Origin of the sequence: Novosphingobium hassiacum (assembly GCF_014196055.1) — a bacterium.
Lineage (GTDB): Bacteria > Pseudomonadota > Alphaproteobacteria > Sphingomonadales > Sphingomonadaceae > Novosphingobium > Novosphingobium hassiacum.
In genome coordinates, this window is the sequence record NZ_JACICY010000002.1 from 489,211 (window position 1) to 513,886 (window position 24,676).

Genomic DNA, 24,676 nt, shown 5'->3' on the forward strand with positions numbered 1-24,676 from the left:
CTGATGAGTAAGACGCAACCGGCGCGCTTGCGAGGGGTTTTTGCATCCGCAACGCGGAACGGCTAGAGCGCCGTCCAAGCCCATGACCCGCGCCCCTTTCATCCTCCTCGACGATGCCCGCAGCGAGGGCGCCAGCGACGCGCGGCTCTACGAGCAGCCGGTCGAAGTGATCGTCGCGCGTAGGCCCGATGATGTCGAAGCCGCGCTCGCGCAGATCGCAGCGACGCCGGGCGATTGGGCAGGCTATTTCGCCTATGAGGCAGGCCTCGCGCTCGAGCCGCGCCTTGCACCCCTCGCGGCAGCGCGCACCGGTGCGACCGGCCCGCTCATCTGGTTCGCGCGTTTCGCCAAGGTCACCCGCATGCCCAGCGAAGAAGTCGAACGCTGGCTGGCGCGCCAGATCACCGGCCCCGGTCGCCTCGGCCCGTTGGGGGCATCGCTGTCAGCAGGCGGCTACGCCCGTGCCTTCGGTGTCGTGCAGGAAGCCATCCGTGCGGGCGACATCTACCAGGCCAACCTCACTTTCCCGCTGGCGGGCACATGGGACGGCGATCCGTTGGCGATCTATGCCGATATCCGCCGCGATGCGCGCGCGGGATATGGTGGGATAATCTGGGACGGCGCGCACTGGCACCTCTCGTTCTCGCCCGAACTGTTCTTCAAGCTGGCAGGTGGACAGGCACGCGTCCGCCCGATGAAGGGCACGGCACCGCGCGGGGCAACGCCCGAAGAGGACGCGCGTTTCAAGGCGGAGCTATCCGCCAGCGTCAAGGACCGCGCCGAAAACCTGATGATCGTCGATCTGATGCGCAACGACCTCTCGCGCGTCAGCCAGGCAGGCACCGTCAAGGTCGAGGCCCCCTTTGCGATCGAAAGCTACCCGACCGTCCACCAGATGGTCACGACTGTCCGCGCCCAGCTTGCCCCCGGCGAGGACGTCCGCAGCCTCTTGCGCGCCATCTTCCCCTGCGGCTCGATCACCGGCGCGCCCAAGATCCGCGCGATGGAAATCATCGACCGCGCCGAGCGCGATGCGCGCGGGGTCTACTGTGGTTCGATCGGACGGATAGACCCCTCTGGCGATGCCGCCTTCAATGTGGCAATCCGCACGGTGCGGCTCAGCAGCGATCATCCGGGGGCAACCGGCGGTCGCGCGGTCATGGGCGTAGGCTCGGCAGTCGTCGCCGACTCTGTCATGATCGGCGAATGGCGCGAATGCGTGGTGAAGGGGAATTTCTTGCGTCTGACCGCTGGCCATGCAGACCTGATCGAGACGATGGCCTTCGATCCCGCCAAAGGCATCGAACTGCTCGAACTGCACCTTGAACGCATGAAGGCGAGCGCGCTGGCTCTCGGCTTCAGCTTCGATCGCCACGCCATCCGCAACGCCATCCACGCGCTGTGCTTCGATCTCGAAGCCCCGTCGAAAGTGCGTCTCGTCGCCTCGAAGGGAGGCGCACACGCGCTCGAAGCCTCGGCCTTGCCCGCGCCGATGGAAACGATCACCTGCGCCGTCCTGCCGCTGCCGGTGTCCGACGGGGACTGGCGTCTGCGCCACAAGACCACCGACCGCGCCTTTTACGAAGCCGGCCTCGCCGCCGCGCGCAAGGCAGGCGCTGGGGAGGCTCTGTTCCTGCGCGACGACGGCCTGATCACCGAAGGTACGTTCACCAACGTGTTCGTCGAGCGCGATGGCACCCTGCTTACCCCGCGTGCCGATCTCGGTTTGCTCCCCGGCGTCCTGCGCCGCAGCCTGCTCGACGCGGGCCGCGCCACCGAAGCCGATCTCACGCTCGATGATCTGTCCGGCGGCTTCCTCGTCGGCAACGCCCTGCGCGGCCTGATCCCCGCACGCCTGCTCGGTGCCTGATATGCTCTCATCCGATAAGTTGTCAGGGGCACTGTCCCGCATTGCCCCCTCGCGCACCACCGCGATCACCGACCGCGCGATCCAGCTGCGCGCCGAAGGCCGCGACGTGATTTCGCTCTCGGTGGGTGAGCCCGACTTCGCCACGCCCGCCCACGTGATCCAGGCAGCCAAGGACGCGCTCGACGCCGGCGACACCAAATACACCGCCGTCGTCGGCACGGCCGCCCTGCGCGAAGCCGCCGCGCTGCACTTCAAGCGCGACCTGGGCATCGACGTGCCGCCCTCGCAGATCATCGTCAGCGCAGGCGGCAAGCAGGCGATCTTCCACGCACTGCTGGCAACGCTCGATCCGTCGGACGAAGTGCTGATCCCGTCCCCGTGGTGGGTCAGCTATCCCGAAATCGTCCGCTTCGCCGGAGCCAGCGTCGTGGACTTGCCGACCACCGCAGCGGGCGGTTTCCGCATCACGCCCGCCCAGCTCGAAGCCGCGATCACGCCCGCCACGCGCTGGCTCCTGCTCAACAGCCCCGGCAACCCCACCGGCGCAACTTACCCCGCCGCCGAATTGCGCGCGCTTGGCGAAGTCCTCCGCCGCCACCCGCGCGTGCTGGTGATGAGCGACGATATCTACGCCCCTCTGCGCTATGGCGAGGGCATCCACGCCACGCTCGCCGTCGAGTGCCCCGACCTTGCCGACCGCATCCTCACCGTCTCGGGCGTGTCGAAAAGCCACGCGATGACCGGCTTCCGCATCGGCGTTTCGGCAGGCCCCGCTTGGCTGATTGGCGCGATGGGCCGCCTCCAGTCGCACTCCTCGGGCAACGCCGCCTCGATCAGCCAGGCCGCTGCCGTCGCCGCGTTCACCGGTCCGCAGGACTTCCTCAACGATTGGCGCGAACGGTTCCGCGCGCGCCGAGACATGGTCGTCGCCGCACTCAACGCGATCCCCGGCCTCAGCACACCCGTACCCGACGGCGCGTTCTACTGCATGATCGACGCCGCACCCTTGATGGACCGCTTCGGCGATGACGAGGCGCTGTGCCTCCACCTCCTCGAAAGCGGCGTCGCGGTCGTCCCCGCCTCGGCCTTCGGCGGACGTGACGGCTTCCGCATCAGCTTTGCCGCCGACGAAGCCAAACTTACCGAAGCGCTCCGGCGTATAGCAAAGGCCGTAGCATGATCGATTTTTCCATATTGTTCGAAGACGGCGAAGCGCTGGTCATCGACAAGCCCGCCGGGCTCCCGCTCGACCGCCCGCGCGCTGGCGGACCCGCGCTCGAGGACTATCTGGACGCCCTGCGCTTCGGCTTCCAGCGCGAACCGTTCCCGGTGCACCGCCTCGATCGCGACACCTCGGGCTGCTTGCTGCTCGCGCGCAATCCCAAGGCGCTCAAGCGCTTCTCCGCCGCCTTCGAAGCGCGCGAAGTGGCCAAGGTCTACCTCGGCGTCGTCGCAGGCGAGGTCGCTGGCAAGCAGGGCACGATCGATTTCTCGCTGACCAAGATCAGTTCGGCGGAAAACGGCTGGCGGATGATTGCCGCCAAGAAGGGCAAGCCCGCCGTCACCCACTGGAAGGTGATCGACCGCAAGCCCGGCCTGACCATGGTCGAATTCCGCCCCGAAACCGGCCGCACCCACCAGATCCGCATCCACGCGCTCGCAGGCCTCGGCTTCGCGCTGCTCGGCGATCCGATTTACGGCGACGGGAAGGGCGCGCGCCGCACCATGCTCCACGCCGCCGCGATCACCATCCAGCGCACCGGCAAGCCGCCCATCTCCGCGATCGCCCCACTGCCGATCGATTTCGATGCCCTGGGCTTCGACGTCCCCGGCTTCGAGCGCGAAGAACTCGAACCCTTCGCCGCGCCCGAGATCGTCGAACCAACCAACCCCGCCCATCCTGAGCCTGTCGAAGGACAAGCGCAGCTTTCGCCCGACGAAGACGCATAGCAATGACCCCCGACGAGCTTGTCGCGCACGCGCTCACGCTGGTCGAGGAAAGCTTCATCGCGTCAGCCGGACCCGGCGGTCAGAACGTCAACAAGGTCGCCACCGCCGTCCAGATTCGGCTCGATGTCTTCGCGCTGCGCCTGCCGCCGCCGGTGTTCCACCGGCTCAAGGAGCTCGCCGGGTCAAAGCTGACCGCCAAGGGCGAGATCGTCCTTACCGCGCGCAGCTACCGCACGCAGGAACAGAACCGCGAAGACGCCCGCAAACGCCTGTCAGACCTCCTGCGCGACGCGATGAACCTCCCCGCCAAACGCGCCAAATCCCGCCTCAACCGCGTCGGCAAGGTCCAGCGTCTGGCAGGCAAGAAGATCCGCGGCACCGTCAAAGCGGGGCGCGGCAAGGTCAATCTGGACTAGCGCCAGCCCACCGTTCGACAAATCAACCGAAGTATTCGTCGCCCCGGACTTGATCCGGGGTGAGGCTACCTTGGCGCCGGGGAACAAAGCCTCACCCCGGGTCAAGCCCGGGGCGACGTCATTCTGGATTTGTGCAGACGTAATCGGGCGACAGACCCGCTCAATCCCCGCCGACGCGCTCGATATCGGCACCCAGCAGCGACAGCTTCTCTTCCAGCCGCTCATACCCGCGATCGAGGTGATAGAGCCGGTGGACCTGCGTCTCACCCTGCGCCGCAAGCCCAGCGATCACCAGGCTCATCGAAGCGCGCAAGTCGGTCGCCATGACCTCGGCTCCGGTCAGCCCGTCCACGCCATGGACAACCGCCGTACGGCCCTTGGTCTCGATATGCGCGCCCATGCGGTTGAGCTCGGGCACATGCATGTAGCGGTTCTCGAAGATCGTCTCGGTCAGCACCGACGATCCCTTGGCCAGGCACAGCATCGCCATCAGCTGGGCCTGCATGTCGGTCGCGAACCCGGGATAGGGCGCGGTCGAGATCGTCACCGGCTTGATCGGCCCGTCCGCAGCAACATAAAGCCCGCCCTTGCGTGGCTCGACCAAGACGCCCGCGTCGCGCAGCGCCTGCACGGTCGCTTCCATGTCCTCGATCCGCGCACCGGTCAGCGTCACTTCACCGCCGGTGATCGCCGCGGCACAGGCATAGGATCCCGCCTCGATCCGGTCGGGCATGACCATGTAGGTCGCGCCGTGCAGCCGGTCGACGCCGTGGATTGTGATGTCCGAGGTACCGATACCCTCGATCTGCGCGCCCATTGCCACCAGCAGGTTGCACAGATCGACAATTTCCGGCTCGCGCGCAGCGTTGTGCAGCGTCGATTTGCCCTTGCACAGCACGGCGGTCATCAGCGCGTTCTCGGTCGCGCCGACCGAGACCACCGGGAACGAATAGCGCCCGCCCGGGAGCCCGCCGTCCGGTGCGATCGCGCGCACGTAACCCGCCGCCATCTCGATTGTCGCGCCCAGTGCTTCGAGTACCTTGAGGTGCAGGTCGATCGGTCGGTTGCCGATGGCGCAGCCGCCGGGCAGCGACACCGTCGCTTCGCCCGCACGCGCCAGCATCGGGCCGAGCACGAGGATCGACGCGCGCATCTTGCGCACCAGATCGTAGGGCGCGACGGTCGATGTCAGCCGCGTTGCCTGCAGCGTCATCACCCGGCCGAAATCCTCAGGGCGAGCCCCCGCGATCGAGGTCGAAATACCGAACTGGTTGAGCAGGTGCTGGAACCCGTCGATATCCGCCAGACGCGGCAGATTGCGCAACGTCAGCGGTTCGTCGGTCAGCAGCGCGCAGGGCAGCAGCGTCAATGCAGAATTCTTTGCGCCCGATACCGGAACCGTGCCCGAAAGGCGCTTCCCGCCGCGAATGATGATCTTGTCCATCGCGGTCGTTTAACCGGTTTGTAGTGTCACGCAAGTACAGCAAATGTGAACTAATCCGCAGCACGGGCGTTGACAAATCGTCACGAGAATTGTGCATTGCATCATCAAGAGCAGCACTGCTTTGGCAAAAAGGGAAAAGATGTCCGGCACGACCCCACGCAAGCCTATCCGCAAGGCCGTTTTTCCTGTGGCGGGGCTCGGTACCCGCTTTCTTCCCGCGACCAAGGCCATCCCCAAGGAAATGCTGCCAGTCATCGACAAGCCGCTGATCCAGTACGCCGTCGATGAGGCGCGCGAAGCCGGGATCGAGCAGCTGATTTTCGTGACCGGGCGCGGCAAGACCGCGATCGTCGAACATTTCGATACCGCTTACGAACTCGAACACACCATGCAGGAACGCGGCAAGGGACTCGAAGTGCTCGACCCTACCCGCATCCAGCCGGGCAATCTCGTGACTGTGCGGCAGCAGGTGCCGATGGGCCTGGGCCACGCGATCTGGTGCGCCCGCGCGGTTGTCGGCGACGAACCTTTCGCCATTTTCCTGCCCGATGAAATGATGGTCGGATCGCCGGGCTGCATGAAGCAGATGGTCGAGGCCTACCACCAGGTGGGTGGCAACCTCATCTCGGTGCTTGAAGTCCCGCGTGAAGACGTCTCCAGCTACGGCGTGATCGCGCCCGGCGCGCGCGTGTCCGACAGCCTGACCGAAGTCACCGGCCTGGTCGAAAAGCCGAAGGTCGCGGATGCGCCCTCGAACCTGATCATCTCGGGCCGATACATCCTCCAGCCCGAAGTCATGCGCACGCTCGAAGATCAGGGCAAGGGTGCGGGCGGCGAGATCCAGTTGACCGACGCGATGGCGCGGATGATCGGGCAACAGCCGTTCCACGCCGTGACCTTTGCCGGTCGCCGCTTCGACTGCGGCAGCAAGACCGGGTTCGTCGAGGCGACGCTTGCCCTGGCGCTCGAGCGCGAAGATATGGCCGACGATGTTCGCGCGATCATGCGCCGCCTGCTCGACGCACAAGCATGATCGCTTCGCCACATACCTGACGCAGATCATCCCGGCGCGGTTCAAACTGCAAAGTTGCCCTTTGCACCTTTGCAAGTTTACCGTGGACACCACCGTCAATCCGCGCCATCCGCCACGGCATGGCGGGGCGCGCAGGCGTCCGGCATCGGACATTCATGTCGGGAGCAAATGCAATGAAAGCCCTGGTCTGCGTAAAACGGGTGATCGACTATAACGTGAAGCCTCGGGTGAAGGCGGATGGTTCGGGCGTCGATCTTGCGAATGTGAAGATGAGCATGAACCCGTTCGACGAGATCGCGGTCGAGGAAGCCATTCGCCTGAAGGAAAAGGGCGTTGTGACCGAGATCGTGGCGGTGTCGGTCGGGCCGCAGAAGGCGCAGGAGACGTTGCGCACGGCGCTGGCGATGGGTGCGGATCGTGCGGTGCTGGTGCTGTGCGAGGATGAGGTCGAGCCGCTGGCGGTTGCCAAGATCATCGCGGGTCTTGCCAATGAAGAGGCTCCGGGGCTGATCATCACCGGCAAGCAGGCGATCGACGACGATTCGAACCAGGTCGGCCAGATGGTCGCCGCGCTGCTCGGCCGCCCGCAGGGCACCTTCGCCAACGAGATTTCGGTCGAAGGCGACGCGATCGTGGTCAAGCGCGAGATCGACGGCGGTCTGCAGACCGTGCGTCTGGCGCTCCCCGCAGTGGTCACCACCGACTTGCGCCTCAACGAGCCGCGCTATGCCTCGCTGCCCAACATCATGAAGGCCAAGTCCAAGCCTTTGGCGACCAAGGCTCCGGCCGACTACGGCGTCGATGTGGCCCCGCGCCTCAAGACGCTCAAGGTCACCGAACCGCCGGTGCGCAGCGCCGGGATCAAGGTCGCCGACGTCGACGCACTTGTCGCCAAGCTCAAGGAAATGGGAGTAGCCTGATGTCCAAGGTTCTCGTTCTGGTCGAACACGACAACGCATCGGTCAAGGATGCCACACTCGCCGCCGTCACTGCCGCCAGCCAGTTGGGTGAAGTCACCGCGCTGGTCGCAGGCGCATCATGCGACGCTGCCGCACAGGCCGCCGCGCAGATCGCCGGCGTTGCCAAAGTGCTCAAAGCCGATGACGCGGCCTACGCCAACGCGTTGGCTGAAAACGTCGCCCCGCTCGTCGCCGGCCTGATGGCCGATTACGACGCCTTCGTCGCGCCTGCCACGACCACGGGCAAGAACATCGCCCCGCGCGTCGCCGCGCTGCTCGATGTGATGCAGGTCTCCGAGATCCTCTCGGTCGAAGGGCCAAAGACCTTCACCCGCCCGATCTACGCCGGCAACGCCATCGCCACGGTCGAGAGCAGCGACGCCAAGCTGGTGATCACCGTGCGCGGCACTGCGTTCGCCAAGGCCGAAGCGACCGGTGGATCAGCCAGCGTCGAGGACGTCACGGCAACCGCAGACTCAGGCCTCAGCACGTTCGTCAGCGCCGAGATCGCCAAGTCCGAGCGCCCGGAACTGACCAGCGCCAAGATCATCGTCTCGGGCGGCCGCGCGCTGAAGGACGCCGCGACCTTCGAGGCGATCATCACCCCGCTGGCCGACAAGCTCGGCGCAGGCATCGGCGCGAGCCGCGCTGCGGTCGACGCAGGCTTCGTGCCCAACGACTACCAGGTCGGCCAGACCGGCAAGATCGTCGCCCCCGAAGTCTACATCGCGGTCGGCATCTCGGGCGCGATCCAGCACCTTGCGGGCATGAAGGACAGCAAAACCATCATCGCCATCAACAAGGACGACGACGCCCCGATCTTCCAGGTCGCCGACATCGGCCTGGTGGGTGATCTGTTCACGCTCGTGCCGGAACTGACCGGCAAGCTGTGAGCGCTTCTGCACCTCGAGGACGTCCTACCGACTACATGCGTGCAGCTGAGGACTGGGGCAGTGGCGTGACCCGCCGGGCCATTCGCCTGAGCGGATCTCCCGGCAGGGTGGACGCAGCAATTGTCGACATGCGCCATGACATGACCTGCACCCTTCGCCACGATGGACAGGTCGTGACGGCGATAGAGCCCGCGTTCCACCGGTACACGCTGCAGGTCTGTCCAGGCGCAAGTGCACCGCTTCAGGCAATGGTCGGCATGTCCATCGATACCACCACGAAGGATGTCTTCGCCGGTGGCCGAGCACGCCTTAATTGCACACACATGCTCGACATCGCGTGGCTGGCGCTGCGCCACGCCAACCGGGGCAATGTGGAATGGATTTACGAAGTGGCCATTCCCGATGCCGTGTCGGGCGCACTGCGCGGCACGTTGACCCGCAACGGAGAAGTCGTGCAGGATTGGGTGGTTGATGGTCAGGTTATTGCCGCGCCGCCACATCTTGCCGGACAATCGACCAGTGCCGGACTGATGCGCTGGCTCACCTCGGAATCGAGATTGCCCGACCTTGAGGTCGAGGAATGTCTTATCCTCAGCAAGGGCTTCTTCATGGTCGGTGCGCGGCGATTTCAGCTGATCGAAGGGCCGCTTTCGGAGGGATATCGCAAGAACGTGTCAGGTGCCTGTTATGGCTATGGGCCTGAACGCATCGATACAGCGATCGGCTTGACCGGCATGGGCCGCGATTTTTCGCATGATCCGGAGTCGCTATTGAACGGCCTTTACAAGGATTCCACAAACCGCTGATCGTGCAAGAGTAAAAGGGGGAAAGCAGCGATGATCATCGTCACTGGCCGGGTCCAGACAGACGGGGCCAATCGGGCGGCAATCGAAGCGGAATGTGTCAGCCATTCCCGGCGATCGCGCACGGAACCCGGCTGCCTTGCACACAATTGCCACTACGACATCGAACAACCCGACCTGCTTGTCGTGCTTGAAAGATGGGCCGATGCCGGTGCGCTGCTCACGCACTTTGCGCTGCAGGAAACCCGCGATTTTGCAAAAGCCATCGGCTCTCTATCACGCAAGGCCCCGGAGATGCATATCTACATCTCCAAGGAAGCCTCGCCAGCGGCACTTGCCACCGGCGCGCAGTAAAGGCCTTGGCGCTGAGCGCTATTGCGTACGATAGCGCTCCGGAACATCGAAACGGAACGCCTTGGCTGCGTTAAGGCCGAGCAGCTTGGCGCGTGTTTCCTCGCGCAACCCGTTACCAAGCGTGCGATAAAGCGCCTGCGCCGAGAACGGCCAGCTGCCTTCATGGTGGGGATAGTCGTTGGCCCACATGAAGTTGTCTTCGAGCCCAAATTCCTCGACCAGCGCCATTGCGGCCTTGTCCTCGCCGAACGAGGCAAAGCAATTGCTGCGATAATATTCGCTGGGCAGGTTCTTCATCTTGGGACGAACCCAGAAATGGTGCTTGAGATAGGCCTCGTCCATCTTCTGCATCATCCACGGCACCCAGCCGGCGTCAGCCTCGATGGTGGCCGCGCGCAGACCGGGGAACCGCTCGAACACGCCCGATGCACACATGTTGACGATCGGTTCAATCGTTGGCGACAGCGAGTGGCACACGTAGTTGATAATCGCGCCGCCGTTGCCGCGCGCGGCACGCGGATCGCGCCCGGTCGAGACGTGATAGGTGATTGCCAGATCATGGTCCTGAATTACCGCCCACATGCGGTCGAACACGGGCAGGTTATAGTTGATGTCGTTGACATCATGTTCACCGAAGATGGGCTTGTTTGGCAGCGCCAGGATACGATAGCCCAGCTTGGCGACACGCTCGATCTCTGCCACCGCAAGGTCGATATCGGCCGTGCAGATCGCAGCCGTGGGATTGCAACGATGCAGGAACGGCGCGCATTGTTCCATCGCCCAGTCGTTCCAAACTCGCGCTTGGGCATCGACCATTTCGTTATTGCGCGATGACCACATCAGCAGCGCGGCGCCGTTCGGAAAGATCACTTCGGCGTCCACCCCATCGCGATCCTGATCGGCGATGCGCGGCAGGCCGGTAATGACGCCGCTGTCGAGATCCTTCGACAGCAGGTCAGCGCCAGATGTCGAGCGCAACAGATCGTCACCTTCGAAATCGGCAACGATCAGCCGCTCGTCACGCGCGCCGGGCATCACGATGTAGCGTTCGCCATCCTCGCGCTTTTCGATGCGCGGCAGGAGGTGATGGTACTTCTCATCCATCCGTTCGTGGAACAGCTTCACCGGGGGCGACATGTGCGTATCGACCGAGACGATGAAGTGCTTGTCCGTACCCGGCCGCACGTCGCGCCCCCAGCCTTCCACTTTTGGTGCATCCAGCCGCCACGCATTGGCAGGGTTGGCGACGATCTCGCTGTTCGATGCCATTGTCTTTTCTCCCAATTTCTAATGACTGCACTCATCGGCCACGAACCACCAACGATAAAGCGCGAACTTTTCTGCGATCGTTGAATTATTTCGTATGATAGCGCTCAAATCACCCCCGGTCATGGGGCCTTGCCACCCGAGACACGCAAACGCGGCCAAGCCATTTCGTGTGTCGGGCCATCCGTGAAATACTGACAAATCAGATAAACGGTCGCGGGAGAGACCATGCAAAACGCAGCCTCAAGTAGCGGACTTCGGACAGTCGTAGTCTGCATGCTTGCCAACAACCTTACGCTGGGCCTGATTTACGGCACCTTCGGAGCGATGCTGTCGAGCAACGAGCAGGCTTTTGCCGTGGCGCGTGACACCATCTCGTTCGGAATGAGCGCGGTGGCGACCACGACCGGGCTTTCCGCGCTGCTCATGGGCAAGGTCGTACGGCGGATCACGCCCCGGATCGCGATTCTGATTGGAACGCTGTCTGCCGCCGTGGCTTTTGGCGGCCTTGGCCTGACCACGAGCATTACTGTGGCCTTGGCCATGTGGGCGTTGCTTGGTTTCAGCGCCGCCATGGCAGCCATACTTGGGCCGGTCGCCATCGCCGCAGAGTTTTTTCCCGCAAAGTCAGGCAAGTTCCTGGCGATGGTCAACCTGCCCGTGGTCCTGTTCGTCAGTCCCTGGCTGGTGACCGCCATTCTCCCGGCACTGGGACGGGACGGGGTGTATATGGCGATGGCATTGTGCCTGCTGCCGATCAGCCTGCTGGTCTTGCTGGCCTTGCCCAAAGGCACAGGAACCACGGCAGCCCCCCCCCCCCCCCGTTCGGGCAAGCCGGATCAGACGATGCTTTCGCGCGCCGATTTCTGGCTTATCACACTTGGCATTGCCGTGATTGCCGGCACCGGCACGGCCTTCACGGTTCATGCAATTCCCTATGCCCAGGCCGAAGGCTTGAGCGTTTCCGCATCGGCGCTGATGTTCTCTGCTTATATGGGCGCTGGTCTTGTTGGGGTGCCGTTCTTCGGATGGCTGGCAGACCGCATCGGCGCGCCGCGTGCCCTGGCGCTATCGGGCTTGGTTCAATGCCTTTGCTGGGCGGGACTGGGAACCATGCCCCCAGTGGCGTTCGTGCCGATCGCCGCCCTGCTGGGCGCTGCCACAACCCCGCTGACCACACTGCATGGCGCGGCGATGGCACAGATATTCGGTGCGGCCAGGGTAGGCACGGCGATGGGATACAGCTTCGCCATCAAGCTGCCCTTCCTGTTCGTTGCGGCACCGGCAGTTGGCTACGTCTATGTCAAGCTTGTCGACTACCGCCCTGCCCTGCTTGCGGTCTCGGCCACACTTGTCGTGGCGGTCATCCTTCTTTTGATTGGCGGGCGCCTGGGGCGGGCGATGTCTGCACGCCAGGTCAACGCCTGAACATACCGATCGACCACTAGATGGAGTTGCGCAAAGAATGCCGGTAAACACAGAAATTGCTTTGGACGGCCGCGTCGCGGTGATCCGCCTCGATCGCCCCGGCGCACTCAATGCCCTGGGAGGCAAACTTCTCGACGCACTCGATGCGGCGCTCGATTCCGTGGCGAGCCTGCCCGACGCACGCGTTGTGGTCATCACCGGATCGGACAAGGTGTTTTCGGTGGGGGCAGATCTCAAGGAAGCTCTGCCCGACCGCGACGAACGCATCGCCCGGATGCACCGGCTTGCCTTGCGCATTACAGGCTTTCCCCTCCCCACGATCGCCGCGATCGAAGGCTGGGCGCTGGGGGGCGGGATGGAACTGGCGATGGCATGCACATTCCGCGTCGCCGCACCGGGGGCCAAACTCGGCTTGCCCGAGATCAAGCTGGGCGTCATTCCATCTTATGGCGGCACGCAGCTGGCACCGCGCCTGATCGGCAACAGTCGCGCGCTAGAACTGCTGTGCCTTGGTGATCCCATAACGGCCGAGCGGGCCGAAGCGATCGGCCTTGTCAACTGGCTGGCCCCGGAACAGGGCGGCGCACTCGCTCTGGCAATGCAGCGCGCAGGCGCGCTGGCAGAGCGTCATCCGGCGGCCATTCGCGCAGCGCGGCAGGCGGTGGACGAAGGGTCCGCGCTGGCGCTTGACGCAGGGCTTGCGGTCGAAGCCCGCGTCAGCGCAGCGTTGATGTCCGGAACTGACGCGCCCGATGCCGCAGCAGCGTTCCGGGCACGATGAGGCAAACGCCTATTGTCCCGTAAAGCCAGGCTTGCGCTTTTCGCGGAAGGCGGCAACGCCTTCTGCGAAATCGCCGGTCCTGCCCGCCGCGCGCTGGTTGACGCGCTCGCGCTCCAGAGCCTGAGGGAAGTCGCCGGTCATGCCCTGCCTTATGGCTTGCCGGGTCAGCGCATAGGCAGCTGTCGGGCCTGCGGCGAATTTCTCGGCAAGGGCGTCGGCCCGCGCGTCAAGCTCCTCGTCCTCGACCATTTCATAGATCATGCCCCACTGCGCTGCCTTTTCGGCCGGAATGCGTTCGCCCAGCATCATCATCGCCGAAGCCCTGCCAGCGCCGATCAGCCGGGGAAGCCACCAACTGCTTCCGGCATCGGGCACCAGACCGATATTGACGAAAGCCTGGAGGAAATAGGCCGTGCGCGAGGCGACGACGACGTCTGCCGCCAGCGCCAGCATGCACCCCGCGCCCACCACCGGGCCACGCAGGGCAGAGACGATTGGAACGCGCAGGGCAAAGAGTTGCTGCATGATGGGATTGTAGTGTTCTTCGAGCACGGCCCCGGCATCGAACCCGTCCGACCCCACGGGCGACGAGCCGGCGGAAAGATCGGCGCCGCTGGAAAAGCCTTTGCCCTCGCCACTCAGCACCAGAACACGTATCGAAGTATCGCTTTCCACGATGTCGAGCGCGCGGCGGAACTCGGTCAGAAGCGGGCGGCTCAAGGCATTAAGAAACGCCGGGCGGTTGAGGCGCAGCCGGGCGATCCCCGCTTGGACGCAGAAGGCAATGTTCTCGAACGATGGGGAAGTTTCAGGCGACATGGCAGATCCGTAAGCTGGGCTACGCGGCTGGCGACGCAAAGCCGGTGAAGCCGACGCATCTAGTCCAATTACCCGGCAAAGTATGGTGGAGCCTTGGCGATGGCAGTCCCGGCGCAGTATCGGGTGCAGGTCCAGTCAAGTCTTACCCTATGCAGCCCCTCCGCGCGCTGGCAGAACGGCGGGCATGGATCACGACGCTGCCCTCGATTGCCGACTGGCCGTGCCTGCAGCGTCGGGCGCAGTGGGCAGGGATGCATGGGTCGCGCTTGCCCTGCTGACGGCCGCCTACACTATCAGCTTTGTCGATCGGACCGCCGTCAGCGTCGTACAGGACCGCATCAAGGCGGAACTGTTGCTGACCGACTGGCAGATCGGCCTCATGATCGGCCCCGCTTTCGCCATTGTCTATTCGCTGGCCGGATTGCCGCTCGCCCGCCTGGCCGAACGGCGTGACCGCGTCAGGCTGCTGGCCTGGTGCGTCGGCGTATGGTCGATCATGGCCATGGCCTGCGGGCAGGCGCGCAGCTTTGCCGGCCTGTTCATTGCACGGATGGGCGTCGGCATCGGTGAGGCCGGCGGCAATCCGGCGTCACATTCACTGATCGCCGAGTACTTTCCCGAAACACGCCGATCGACAGCGATCGCGATCTACACGCTCGGTGCGCCGCTCGGCGCGTTTCTTGGCGCAGCAGGCACGGGCTGGCTGGCCGGACAGATGGGCTGGCGGAACGCGTTTCTGATGCTTGGTATTCCGGGGTTCGTGCTGGTTGCGTTGATCCTGCTCTGGCTAAGAGATCCGACGCGCGCCGCCGGCAAGGTTGCGGTGCTCGGCAAGGCAGCAGCCATTCCTTCGTTTGGCGCGGTAGCGGGCAAGCTCGTGCGCAATTCTGCCTTCAGACATCTCGTCTGGGGCGGTTCGCTAGTCGTGCTTGTCGGCTATTGCCTTGCTGCCTTCCTACCCGCCCTGCTGGTGCGCAGCTATGGCCTGCCACTGGCACAAGTTGGCTTGTTGACCGGTCTGGTCGGCGGGCTTGGCGGCGGTATCGGCACGCTGGTCGGCGGCTTTCTGGGTGATCGCTGGGCCATGGGCCGTCCTGCCCGATTGGCGATGCTGGCGGCTCTTGCCGTGTTGCCCGCGCCAGCCCTTATCGCCGGCGGTATCCTCTCGCACGACCTTCATCTCGCCGTCGCCGGGTGCTTTTTCGGGATGATTGCGATCTATGGCTATGTTGCGCCTGCCTTTGCACAAGTCCACGCGCTCGCCGAAGAACGCAGCCGCGCGACGGTGACGTCGATCTACTATCTCGTCACCAACCTCGTCGGCCTTGGCATCGGTCCGCCACTGCTCGGCGCACTCAGCGATTTCTGGGCAAGGGGCAGGCTTGGCCTTGATTCCGCAGGGTTCGTGCGCGCCTGCCTCACCCAAGGCACCACCCCGCAATCCGGCTGCGCCCCGGCCATGGCGCACGGCATGGAAATGGCGCTGGTGGCGATGAGCCTGCTGCCGCTGGCGGCTGCCGTACACTTCATGCTGGTCGCGCGCCGCTATCGCCAGCAAAGCGCCTGACCGCGTTCAGGGGCAGCAGAACCTTTCGATCATCGCCGCAACGTCCGCGTTCCATTGCGGATCGCCAAGCCTGCCTTCGTCGATCCAGCGTTGATCGAGCGTTTCGAGCAGGCGTACAGGACACCCGGTCAAGGACATAATCATGATCGCCGCCCGCCCGGTGTCCACAGACGGCCGGTAATGCCCCCGCTCTTTCAGGTCATCGATCACCGCGTGCAAGGCGGCAACGATCGTGTCAGGTCGTCCTGCCCTGTCCTCAAGCCGCCGACCGGCCCGGTCGTGAACGAACACGGCGTTGAACAGCTTGCCGGCAAGACGCTCGCGCAAGTAGATCTCGCTCAGGCAGTCAACAATCTGCCGCGTGTGATCCTGTTTGGCACGGGCCAGATCCGCCGTCAGACCATCGAGCCGGTCGCGTACCCGCACCAGCGACTCGTCCAGCAAGGCGGCGATCAGGCCTTCCTTGCCGTTGAAGTAATAGCGCACCATTTCGGGTGATGTTCCTGCCGCCGCCGCGATGTCGCGCAAGGTCAGGGCATCGGCTGGTCGATTGGCCAGCAAATCCTCCAGCGCGCGTATCAGCGTTTCGGGAACATCCTCCCGCCGATCCCGGCGCGGTCGACCACGCGGCCTCAGAGGATGTCCGCTGTTACTGGTCATGACTGTAGCTGCAAACGCATCCCTTATTGTGCAAGCGGCCAATTTTGGGCTCTCGACGCCCCTCGGACCAGCGCGCACCATCATCCCACACAATGAATGCGCCAAGCCAGCCGCGAAGCCAATGCCCAGCATTGCCATCGAACAGGTCTGAAGGCGCACCGGGAGACTAACCATGGCGCTTGAGGCCACCGAATACGACATCGTTATCCGCAATGGCCTGATCGCCGACGGGCTGGGCGGCGAACCCGTTCCGGGCGACGTTGCCGTACTTGGCGACAAGATCGAGCGGGTTGGCCTTGTCCTTGGCCGGGGACGGGAAGAGATCGACGCCACCGGCCTGCTCGTCACACCGGGTTTCCTCGATATCCATACCCACTTCGATGCGCAGGCGATCTGGGAATCCCGGATGTCACCGGCCAGCGAACATGGCGTCACCACCGTCGTCTTCGGCAACTGTGGCGTCGGATTTGCGCCCTGCCGCGAACGAGACCGGGACAGCCTCATCACGCTGATGGAAGGCGTGGAGGATATCCCCGAGGTCGTCATGGCAGAAGGTCTGACCTGGGAATGGGAAACCTATCCGCAGTTCCTCGATGCGGTGGCAAGCAGGCCACACGACGTCAACATGGCGTCCTACCTGCCCCACGCGCCCTTGCGCCTCTATGTCATGGGCGATCGCGCCAGCGCAGGCGAAGTGGCGACGCCGGAAGACCGCGCCACGATGGCCCGCATCGCCGCCGAAGCGATGAAAGCAGGTGCGATCGGCTTTGCCACATCGCGCAGCCTGTTTCACCGCAGTGCCAACGGTGAGCCGATCTGCACGCAGGATGCCGAAGAGGCCGAACTGCTCGAGATCGCACAAGCCATGGGCGAGCCAGGAAGTGGCGTGCTGCAGGTGGCCGTCGATTTCGGGGGCACAAGGTCGCTGGACGAAGAATTCGGCATTCTCTCTCGCGTTGCCCGCACGTCAGGCCAGCCGCTGACCCTGCCGATTGCGCAGATCCATTCGGATCCGGATCTGTGGCGCAGGATCATGGACAAGGTGGGCGAGGCCAACGCCAGCGGGGCAAATGTCTGCGCCCAGGCCCTGCCGCGCGGCATTGGCGTGATCTTCGGACTGGACCTTTCGGCCCACCCGTTCTTCCTCAAGCCTTCTTACCGCGAAATTGCCGATCTGCCGATGGCTGACCGCGTCGCCGCGCTGCGCGATCCGGCGCGGCGGGCGCGCATCCTGACCGAAGGCCCCGTCGATTGCCACCTGCCGGTAGCCGCCACGATCAACCGTTTCGAGGGCATGTACGAGATCGGCAATCCGATTGACTACGAACCGGTGCCTGAAAGCTCCATCGTAGCGCGTGCCGCTGCGCTCGGTATCACGCCCGAGGCCCTGGCCTACGACATTCTTGTGGCTCACGGGGGCGAGCCTGCGCTCTACATGCCTTTTGCCAACTACGCGGCGGGCAACCTCGATGTCGCGCTTGAAATGCTGCGCCACCCCGACATCGTCCTCGGGCTTGGCGATGGCGGCGCGCATTACGCAGTCATCTGCGATGCCAGCTACCCCACGTTCCTGCTGACCCACTGGGTGCGCGACCGCGTGCGTGGCGAACGCATCGGCGTGCCCGAAGTGATCCGAGCCCTAAGCCATGATACCGCCAAAGCGGTCGGGCTCGATGATCGCGGAGTCATCGCACCGGGCTATGCTGCCGATATCAACCTGCTCGATCTTGCTGCGATGCGCCTGCCCTCGCCGCGCGTCACACACGACCTGCCAAAGGGCGGCAGAAGGCTGAGTCAGCGGGCGGAAGGCTATGTCGCCACTATCGTCAACGGCCACGTAACCTACCGCAACGGCGTGCCGACAGGTCAGCTGTCAGGAAAGCTCGTGCGCGGGCGGCAGGCCGCGCCATCCCGCCAGGTCATGGCTTAAAGGGAGCGCGATCATGACGACGACCACCACTGAAGACATCGCCTCGAGTCAATTCGACGAGGTCGCCGCGCGCGATGCACTCGCCATGGCAACGACCAACGTCCTGCGTATTGCGCTGTATCAGGCCACCGGGGACGAGGAATTGGCGCTGTTGCCGGTGATCAAGGCCTCGTTCTGGGCCGGTGCCTATGAAGTACCGGTGCTGGACCCGGCCTATGACGACCTCGTCCGCGAAAAGGCGCTCGCTTTCCTGCGTTCGGGCAAAACGAGCCTCTGCGAGGCGCCCGACGATGCGATGCTGCACCGGCTGATGGAGAATATGGTCGGCGAACCGGTCAACGACTATCTCTTCAGCTTCGGCAAGGAGGAGGCCAATTTCACGCCGTTTCCGCGCGGGGTGGAATGGCCTGCCGACCGCCCCAGTGCCGAAACGGTCGCTGGCTACAACGTCATCGTCATCGGTGCCGGTGCGGCGGGGCTCGTCGCTGCCGCGCACTTGCGGCGGCTTGGCATCGCCTTCACGGTGATCGAGCGCAACCACGATGTCGGCGGCACATGGCTGACGAATGATTATCCGGATGCCCGCGTCGATATCGCCAGCCACCACTATCAGCTCACGCTCACCCGCAATCACCCGTGGAAGCACTGGTACGCAACCCAAGGCGAACTGCTGGACTACCTGCGCGGTGTGGCCGACGAGTTCGACCTTCGACCGGATATCCGCTTCGAAACCGAACTGACCGATGCCAGCTGGAACGAGCAAACCGCAAAGTGGGACGTAGCGCTCCGCGCTGCCGATGGGTCGTGCGAGACGCTCTGCGCCAGCTTCTTGATCAGCGCGGCGGGTCTGTTCAACGCGCCCAACATGCCCGACATTCCCGGAATCGAAGAGTTTGCCGGCCCCATCTTTCACACCACGCAGTGGCCGCACGACTACGACTATGCAGGCAAACGCGCTGGCGTGATCGGGGTCGGCTGCACCGGCGCGCAGCTGATGCCAGCGGTCGCGCGCAAGGCATCGCACGTCTCGGTGTTCCAGCGTTCGCCACACTGGGTTTCGCGCATGGACCACTATCGCGACCCTGTTCCGGACGCATTCCAGTGGCTGATGGACAACGTGCCACATTACTGGAACTGGCATTGTTTCAACGTATTCTACACGCTGTATGCCGATGACGGCGCGCTCCAGCAGATCGATCCGGAATGGCAGGCGCAGGGCGGACAGATCAACCGTAAGAACGATCTCCTGCGTGAGAACATCCGCCAGAACATCATCGCCGAATTTCCCGACGATCCGGCTTTTGCCGCCTCGCTGATGCCTAGCTGGCCGCCCTTCGCCAAACGTCTGGTGGTCGATAATGGCTGGTTCGACGCGTTGAAGCAGCCGCACGTCGATCTGGTCACGCAACCTATCGAACGCATGGAGCCGCGCGGCATAATGACCGCTGATGGACGTTTGCACGAACTTGACATGATCGTAGTGGCCGGCGGCTTCAAGGCCGAGCGCTATCTCTGGCCGGTCGCCTATACAGGGCGCGCGGGCGTGACGCTCGAACAGGCCTGGGCCAAGGATGGCGCGCGGTCCTATGTTGGCGTGACGATGCCCGATTTCCCCAACATGTTCATTATCTATGGCCCGAACATGCAGGCGCGTTCGGGCGGTTTGTTCGCCTGGATCGAGCTTTGGGCGCGCTACAGCCTCGATTGCATCGTCCAGACCATAGCCGGTGGTCATCGCACGATCGAATGCAGGCGCGAGGTGTTCGATGCCTACAATGACCGGCTGGATGCCGCGCAGGATCAGTGCATCTGGGGGATGGACGGGATCAAATCCTACTACCTCAACGAACATGGACGGCAGGTCGTGAACAATCCGATGCGGCCGTCGCAGACATATGCTTCGATCCGTCACGCCGATCTGGCAGACTATCACCTCGATCAGGGACAGCAGGCCGTTTCATGACCGCGATCAGGACCATTGCAACGCCCGTTCTCGATGTGGCCTATGAAGAGCATGGATCTGTCGGAGGCATACCAGTAGTCCTGCTTCACGGATTCCCTTATTCGCCACGAGCCTTTGACGCGGTGGCTCCGATACTCGCCGGCAGGGGCTTTCGCGTCATCGTGCCCTATCTTCGCGGTTTCGGACCGACGCGTTTCCGTAGTGACGCCGCCACGCGATCGGGTGAGCAGGCCGCGCTCGGCACCGATCTGATCGACCTTGTAACGGCGCTCGGGCTGGATCGCCCGCTTGTCACCGGATACGACTGGGGCGGGCGTGCGGCCTGCGTAGCTGCGGCGATCCGGCCCGATCTGTTTCGCGGCCTCGTCACCTGTGGCGGATACAACCTGTTCGGACCACCGGTAACGCATCCCCTCTCGCCAGAGATGGAACACGTGCTGTGGTATCAGTATTACCTGCATACCGAGCGTGGCCGTGCAATGCTCGATACAAACCGCCGTGGTTTTTGCCGCCTGCTGTGGAAGCTGTGGTCACCCCAATGGGCCTTCGACGACGAGACCTTTGCCCGTTCTGCCGAAGCGCTCGACAACCCGGACTTCGTCGAAGTTGTGTTGCATTCCTACCGGCACCGGGCAGGCCTGGTTGCAGGCGATCCAGCCCTGCGTGACCTCGCCGAAAGGCTGGAGCGCGAACAGCCGTCAATCACCGTCCCCACGGTCGCGCTCTATGGCGCGGCCGGACTGTTGCCCGCAGCGATCGCCACCCAGCGCGAACGCTTCCCGGGCGAATGGCAATATCGCTCGCTTGCCGGTGTGGGCCACAACGTACCCCAGGAGGCGCCGTCAGCTTTCGCCGACGCCGTCCTGACGCTCACCGCATGCGGCAATTAACCGGCGTGCCGGGTCAACCGGCAGCGGCGACCAGCGTCGGCCAGAAATCGAGTTGCGGAGGGCCTGCAAGCACCGCGGCCATGCCGTCCATTTCTCCACGTTCGGTGCGCCACGCGATGTAGTCATGATAGGACTGTTCGCTGTCCCAAGTCTCGATGAACATGATCGCAGGCTCGGTGGCATGACGGACGATCTGGAGATCCTGAAAACCGGGACGCTTGGCCGTGTCCTTGATCATTTCTGGAAGCGCACCGCAGAACCCGTCGATCGCTTCGGGCTTCAGCTTCAGTGTGAAAGTAACTTTTACACCAGGCATCATCGTTGCTCCACCAAAAAGGGACAGGTCATCGGGGCATTACGCTTACGGTCACTCACCAGCGTGGAAATACAAGACAATGCCACAAGACACCTGAAAGCAAACTTTGGACTGATTGCAGGCAAGCAACATGAGGCCTTGCAGCAGTTGTCGAAACAGGTTGCGACACAGCCGTTGTGAACCGCCCCAGGATTGCCGGAGGCCCTAACTCCTGAGAGGAAGGGTCCACGATGAGCAAGACGACGAACAAATTTGCACCGGAGGTCCGTGAACGGGCAGTCCGCATGGTGCTGGACCACGAGAGCGATCATCCATTTTGCTGGGCGGCGATCCTAACCGGATCCGTTCCGAATCCGCGCTCGCCAAGCTCTGCGGCGTCTGTCCAATCCCTGCATCGAGTGGCAAACCAACCGCTTCCGGCTTCATCGCGGCGGCAGCCGACAAGCCAATGCCGCGCTCTATCGCGTCGCGATCGTACGGATGCGCAACCATCCGCCAACTCTCGCTTATGTCAGCAAACGTAAGAAAGACGGCAAGAGCAGCCGCGAGATCATCCGCTGCCTCAAAAGCTACATAGTCCGCGAAATCTTCGCTCACCTGTGTCGCCCGGAAACCGCCTCGGCCGGTGCTTGACAAATATAGGAGCCTCAACGCCTTGGCCGAAACGATCAACGGCCTCTGCAAGACAGAGGTGATCCACCGGCGAGGCAGGGATCCAAAATTTTCTACTATTGTGCTGATCTACAACATTATTTTTATGATTTTTTGAAGGCTTCCCAACACATTTCCCCACATCTAAAACGTGGTTGCCTAGCTCCGAATCTTTCGACGTGCTTGCGGCATACTTGGTCAGTTTATCGAAAAGGCTGCGCGTGGCAGTACTGCCACGCGCAGCCTGATCTGGCCATCTGATGAAAGGTGCGGCGGTTCAAGCCTTCCTTCTTCTATTTTGAAGGTCCTTCGCGTGAGCGATCAGCAAATTGCCGCGTCAGCTTCTTGATTCTCAATGTCCTCTTCACGCAGACCAAGGTCTTGTGCGGCCGATATTCTCTGCGCGCATCGCGCCAGCGCAGACGTTCCGGTTGACGAGCGAAGTTTGTCTCAACGGCACCGTTCGATCCTATGATCGGACGCGTCTGCCCATACCTTGCAAATCGCCAAGACGCCTTCTATACTTATCAGTATGGAAAAGATTGTCACCCGCGGTCGCCCGCGTGAATTTTGCGCAGACAACGCATTGGCGGCGGCCCTGCGCGTGTTCTGGGCAAAAGGTTACGAGGGCGCCTCGCTCAGCGATCTGACAGAGGCCATGGGTATTACCCGCCCCAGCCTTTACGCCGCGTTCGGCAACAAGGAGACCTTGTTCCGCCAGGCACTTGATCTCTATGAGCGTGAGAAGCAGGCCTATATCGGGGAGGCGATGCGCGAACCTACGGCGCGAGCCGTGGCAGAAAACCTTTTGCAAGGGTCCGTCGACACAGCCACAGGCAGCGAAAGCCGTGGCTGCATGGGCGTGATCGCCTCAGTCGCGTGTCAGGCGGTGGAACCCTCGATCAGGGACGATGTCAATCGCCGGGCCGAATCTGCAAAGCAGTTGATCGTCGAACGCATGGAGCGCGCGATCATGGAGGGTGAGTTCGTCGTCCCGACCAAGGCAAATGTCATCACTCGGTATCTTCTTGCCGTCATGCAAGGAATCTCGGTGCAGGCTCAAGCAGGCGCGACGCGCGCAGAACTGCTTGAAGTCGTCGAAGCAGCCATGGCAGCCTGGCCGTCGCGCTGATTTTGCTGCAGTGCGAAAAAAATAACGAGCGGTACAGAATTAACGCTTGACCTGCGGCCAGAATTTTATACTAATCAGTACATATAGCGGTCAGGGCGAGTAACGTCGTTCCTGCATGGCAGGCGCATGCGCCTCATCTGCAAAGCCGTAATTCACCAGTTCGGAAGCTCACGCTTCCGGAAGCGATCACTCTCGTCCGCGAAATGCGGGGAACCGACCCATGCTCGATACACCTTTCGATCGTTACGACGACTACGCTCCTGCCCGGGCGGATACAGATCACACACAGTTTCCAGCGTTGTCCGAACCTTCGGGCGTGTCTGCGGAGCGCAAGCCGACTGCCCAGCGCCGCCCGCGTGCCGTCCTTGGCCTGAGCCTGGCTGTCGTCATCGGCGCCGAATGGTGGGTGTTGCAGGGCGGCACACCCGCCCCTGCCGCCTTGCCGGTTCCGGTGGTGACGGCAGCAGTGCCGCTGGTGAAGCAGGTCACGCAATGGGACGAATTCGTCGGCCGCTTCCGGGCCACCAAAAGCGTCGAGGTTCGCCCGCAGGTCTCGGGCCAGATCGTCCGCATTCACTTCACGGATGGACAATATGTATCCGCAGGCGCACCGCTTTTCACGATTGACGCCAGACCACTTCGAGCAGCGCTGGCGCAAGCTCAGGCAGAAGTCGCCCGTGCAGCCAGCGGCCTTGCCTTAGCTCAGGTCAATCTTGCACGTGCCCAAAGGCTCGTTGCCGAAGATGCGGTTGCGGCAACGGAGATTGATCGGCTCCGCGCCGAAGTGCGCAATGGTAGGGCGGCATTGGATGCCGCACGTGCGGCAGTCGAAGCGCGCTCGATCGATGTCGGGTTCACCACCGTCAGGGCACCAATTTCCGGCCGTATATCTGACCGGCGGATCGATGCGGGCAACCTCGTTTCAGGCGGTGGCGGCGCGACGGCCACGTTGCTCACCACGATCAATGCGGTAGACCCGGTCTACTTCGAATTCACCGGTTCGGAAGCGCTCTACCTCAAGGCCGGGCGCGAAGGCCTTGAAAATGGCAGCGCTGTTGAAATCCGCCTTGCGGATGAAGCTGACTATCGCTGGCACGGGCGGCTGGATTTCACCGACAACGGCCTTGATGCCTCATCCGGGACGATCCGTGCCCGTGCGATCGTCGATAACCGCGGAGGTCTGCTAGCGCCGGGCCTGTTCGGCCGGTTGCGTCTGGCGAGTGGCGGTACAAAAGCCGCGCTTCTTGTTCCCGACGCGGCAATCACCACCGATCAGACGACGAAGCAGGTTCTGGTGGTGGGCGCAGATGGCATGATCTCCTCTCGTCCGGTCAAGCTTGGCCCTCAGGTCGGTGGACTTCGCGTCATCGAAAAGGGTCTTAAGTCGACCGATCGCGTAGTCATTCAGGGCGTGCAAATGGCCAACCCGGGACAAAAAGTTCGCGCACTGGCAGGCAGGATTTCGGTGGCAGCAACCCAACCCCGGCCCGCAGATAGCGCCACTGCCGTTACCCGCGCGGCGTCGGCCACCATCGCTAACTGATCTTAGCT

General features: G+C 63.4%; 23 protein-coding genes. 18 read left to right on the top strand and 5 right to left on the bottom strand.

Features of this window, described 5'->3' with window-relative positions; all coding sequences use genetic code 11:
- The first annotated feature begins 82 nt into the window (after positions 1-82).
- Genes pabB through arfB form a run of 4 tightly spaced genes read left to right on the top strand, consistent with a single transcriptional unit; the run spans position 83 to position 4,236 of the window.
- Positions 83-1,870: an aminodeoxychorismate synthase component I gene (gene pabB / locus GGQ88_RS07090; RefSeq protein ID WP_183612408.1), complete on the top strand. Its 1,788-nt coding sequence runs from the start codon at positions 83-85 to the stop codon at positions 1,868-1,870.
- Between the two features lies 1 nt (position 1,871).
- On the top strand, positions 1,872-3,050 hold the full coding sequence (locus GGQ88_RS07095; RefSeq protein ID WP_183612409.1) for a pyridoxal phosphate-dependent aminotransferase: 1,179 nt from the start codon (positions 1,872-1,874) through the stop codon (positions 3,048-3,050).
- Positions 3,047-3,820: an RluA family pseudouridine synthase gene (locus tag GGQ88_RS07100; RefSeq protein WP_183612410.1), complete on the top strand. Its 774-nt coding sequence runs from the start codon at positions 3,047-3,049 to the stop codon at positions 3,818-3,820. The genes GGQ88_RS07095 and GGQ88_RS07100 overlap by 4 nt, the downstream gene beginning before the upstream one ends.
- Before the next feature lie 2 nt (positions 3,821-3,822).
- Complete coding sequence (arfB, locus tag GGQ88_RS07105; RefSeq protein ID WP_183612411.1) at positions 3,823-4,236, top strand: alternative ribosome rescue aminoacyl-tRNA hydrolase ArfB; 414 nt, start codon at positions 3,823-3,825, stop codon at positions 4,234-4,236.
- A gap of 160 nt (positions 4,237-4,396) precedes the next feature.
- On the opposite strand, the gene murA is transcribed toward arfB, so the two are convergent.
- On the bottom strand, positions 4,397-5,680 hold the full coding sequence (murA, locus tag GGQ88_RS07110) for a UDP-N-acetylglucosamine 1-carboxyvinyltransferase (protein ID WP_183612412.1): 1,284 nt from the start codon (positions 5,678-5,680) through the stop codon (positions 4,397-4,399).
- Positions 5,681-5,819: 139 nt separating this feature from the next.
- Between murA and galU the strand changes: the two genes are divergently transcribed.
- The 5 genes from galU (at position 5,820) to GGQ88_RS07135 (ending at position 9,722) form a co-directional block, all read left to right on the top strand.
- Positions 5,820-6,713: a UTP--glucose-1-phosphate uridylyltransferase GalU gene (gene galU / locus GGQ88_RS07115; protein WP_183612413.1), complete on the top strand. Its 894-nt coding sequence runs from the start codon at positions 5,820-5,822 to the stop codon at positions 6,711-6,713.
- Positions 6,714-6,886: 173 nt separating this feature from the next.
- A complete protein-coding gene (locus tag GGQ88_RS07120; RefSeq protein WP_183612414.1) occupies positions 6,887-7,633 on the top strand; it encodes an electron transfer flavoprotein subunit beta/FixA family protein in 747 nt (248 codons plus the stop codon).
- Positions 7,633-8,565 carry an electron transfer flavoprotein subunit alpha/FixB family protein gene (locus GGQ88_RS07125; protein WP_183612415.1) on the top strand — a complete coding sequence of 311 codons (933 nt, stop codon included), beginning with the start codon at positions 7,633-7,635 and terminating at the stop codon, positions 8,563-8,565. The genes GGQ88_RS07120 and GGQ88_RS07125 overlap by 1 nt, the downstream gene beginning before the upstream one ends.
- A 35-nt stretch (positions 8,566-8,600) precedes the next feature.
- Positions 8,601-9,371 (top strand): DUF2889 domain-containing protein, encoded by a 771-nt coding sequence (locus GGQ88_RS07130; protein ID WP_183612416.1) that lies wholly within the window; start codon positions 8,601-8,603, stop codon positions 9,369-9,371.
- Between the two features lie 30 nt (positions 9,372-9,401).
- The gene (locus GGQ88_RS07135) at positions 9,402-9,722 is read left to right on the top strand and encodes a putative quinol monooxygenase (RefSeq protein WP_183612417.1); all 321 of its coding nucleotides are present in this window, start codon (positions 9,402-9,404) and stop codon (positions 9,720-9,722) included.
- Between the two features lie 18 nt (positions 9,723-9,740).
- Here GGQ88_RS07135 and GGQ88_RS07140 read toward each other — a convergent pair whose 3' ends face one another.
- On the bottom strand, positions 9,741-10,991 hold the full coding sequence (locus GGQ88_RS07140; protein WP_183612418.1) for an amidohydrolase family protein: 1,251 nt from the start codon (positions 10,989-10,991) through the stop codon (positions 9,741-9,743).
- Positions 10,992-11,216: 225 nt separating this feature from the next.
- On the opposite strand from GGQ88_RS07140, the gene GGQ88_RS07145 reads away from it, so the two are divergent.
- Both GGQ88_RS07145 and GGQ88_RS07150 read left to right on the top strand, forming a co-directional pair.
- Positions 11,217-12,416, top strand: coding sequence for an MFS transporter (locus GGQ88_RS07145; RefSeq protein WP_183612419.1), 1,200 nt, complete (start codon positions 11,217-11,219; stop codon positions 12,414-12,416).
- A 37-nt stretch (positions 12,417-12,453) separates the two neighbouring features.
- Entirely contained in the window at positions 12,454-13,197 is a 744-nt protein-coding gene (locus tag GGQ88_RS07150; protein WP_183612420.1) for an enoyl-CoA hydratase/isomerase family protein, read from the top strand.
- A 9-nt stretch (positions 13,198-13,206) separates the two neighbouring features.
- On the opposite strand, the gene GGQ88_RS07155 is transcribed toward GGQ88_RS07150, so the two are convergent.
- On the bottom strand, positions 13,207-14,016 hold the full coding sequence (locus GGQ88_RS07155) for an enoyl-CoA hydratase-related protein (protein ID WP_183612421.1): 810 nt from the start codon (positions 14,014-14,016) through the stop codon (positions 13,207-13,209).
- A 184-nt stretch (positions 14,017-14,200) separates the two neighbouring features.
- On the opposite strand from GGQ88_RS07155, the gene GGQ88_RS07160 reads away from it, so the two are divergent.
- Positions 14,201-15,583: a spinster family MFS transporter gene (locus GGQ88_RS07160; RefSeq protein WP_183612422.1), complete on the top strand. Its 1,383-nt coding sequence runs from the start codon at positions 14,201-14,203 to the stop codon at positions 15,581-15,583.
- A 6-nt stretch (positions 15,584-15,589) separates the two neighbouring features.
- On the opposite strand, the gene GGQ88_RS07165 is transcribed toward GGQ88_RS07160, so the two are convergent.
- On the bottom strand, positions 15,590-16,243 hold the full coding sequence (locus GGQ88_RS07165) for a TetR/AcrR family transcriptional regulator (protein ID WP_183612423.1): 654 nt from the start codon (positions 16,241-16,243) through the stop codon (positions 15,590-15,592).
- 172 nt (positions 16,244-16,415) lie between these two features.
- On the opposite strand from GGQ88_RS07165, the gene GGQ88_RS07170 reads away from it, so the two are divergent.
- Genes GGQ88_RS07170 through GGQ88_RS07180 form a run of 3 tightly spaced genes read left to right on the top strand, consistent with a single transcriptional unit; the run spans position 16,416 to position 21,026 of the window.
- The gene (locus tag GGQ88_RS07170; protein WP_183612424.1) at positions 16,416-18,173 is read left to right on the top strand and encodes an N-acyl-D-amino-acid deacylase family protein; all 1,758 of its coding nucleotides are present in this window, start codon (positions 16,416-16,418) and stop codon (positions 18,171-18,173) included.
- Between the two features lie 13 nt (positions 18,174-18,186).
- Positions 18,187-20,136 (top strand): flavin-containing monooxygenase, encoded by a 1,950-nt coding sequence (locus GGQ88_RS07175; RefSeq protein WP_183612425.1) that lies wholly within the window; start codon positions 18,187-18,189, stop codon positions 20,134-20,136.
- Complete coding sequence (locus GGQ88_RS07180) at positions 20,133-21,026, top strand: alpha/beta fold hydrolase (protein ID WP_183612426.1); 894 nt, start codon at positions 20,133-20,135, stop codon at positions 21,024-21,026. Before GGQ88_RS07175 ends, GGQ88_RS07180 begins: the two co-directional genes overlap by 4 nt.
- A gap of 13 nt (positions 21,027-21,039) precedes the next feature.
- Here GGQ88_RS07180 and GGQ88_RS07185 read toward each other — a convergent pair whose 3' ends face one another.
- The gene (locus tag GGQ88_RS07185) at positions 21,040-21,345 is read right to left on the bottom strand and encodes a putative quinol monooxygenase (RefSeq protein ID WP_221214539.1); all 306 of its coding nucleotides are present in this window, start codon (positions 21,343-21,345) and stop codon (positions 21,040-21,042) included.
- Between the two features lie 313 nt (positions 21,346-21,658).
- On the opposite strand from GGQ88_RS07185, the gene GGQ88_RS21765 reads away from it, so the two are divergent.
- The 3 genes from GGQ88_RS21765 to GGQ88_RS07200 all read left to right on the top strand — a co-directional run bounded on the left by GGQ88_RS21765 (position 21,659) and on the right by GGQ88_RS07200 (position 24,668).
- Entirely contained in the window at positions 21,659-21,919 is a 261-nt protein-coding gene (locus GGQ88_RS21765) for a transposase (protein ID WP_221214571.1), read from the top strand.
- A 606-nt stretch (positions 21,920-22,525) separates the two neighbouring features.
- On the top strand, positions 22,526-23,125 hold the full coding sequence (locus GGQ88_RS07195; protein WP_183612428.1) for a TetR/AcrR family transcriptional regulator: 600 nt from the start codon (positions 22,526-22,528) through the stop codon (positions 23,123-23,125).
- A gap of 220 nt (positions 23,126-23,345) precedes the next feature.
- The gene (locus tag GGQ88_RS07200; RefSeq protein ID WP_183612429.1) at positions 23,346-24,668 is read left to right on the top strand and encodes an efflux RND transporter periplasmic adaptor subunit; all 1,323 of its coding nucleotides are present in this window, start codon (positions 23,346-23,348) and stop codon (positions 24,666-24,668) included.
- Positions 24,669-24,676 lie beyond the last annotated feature (8 nt).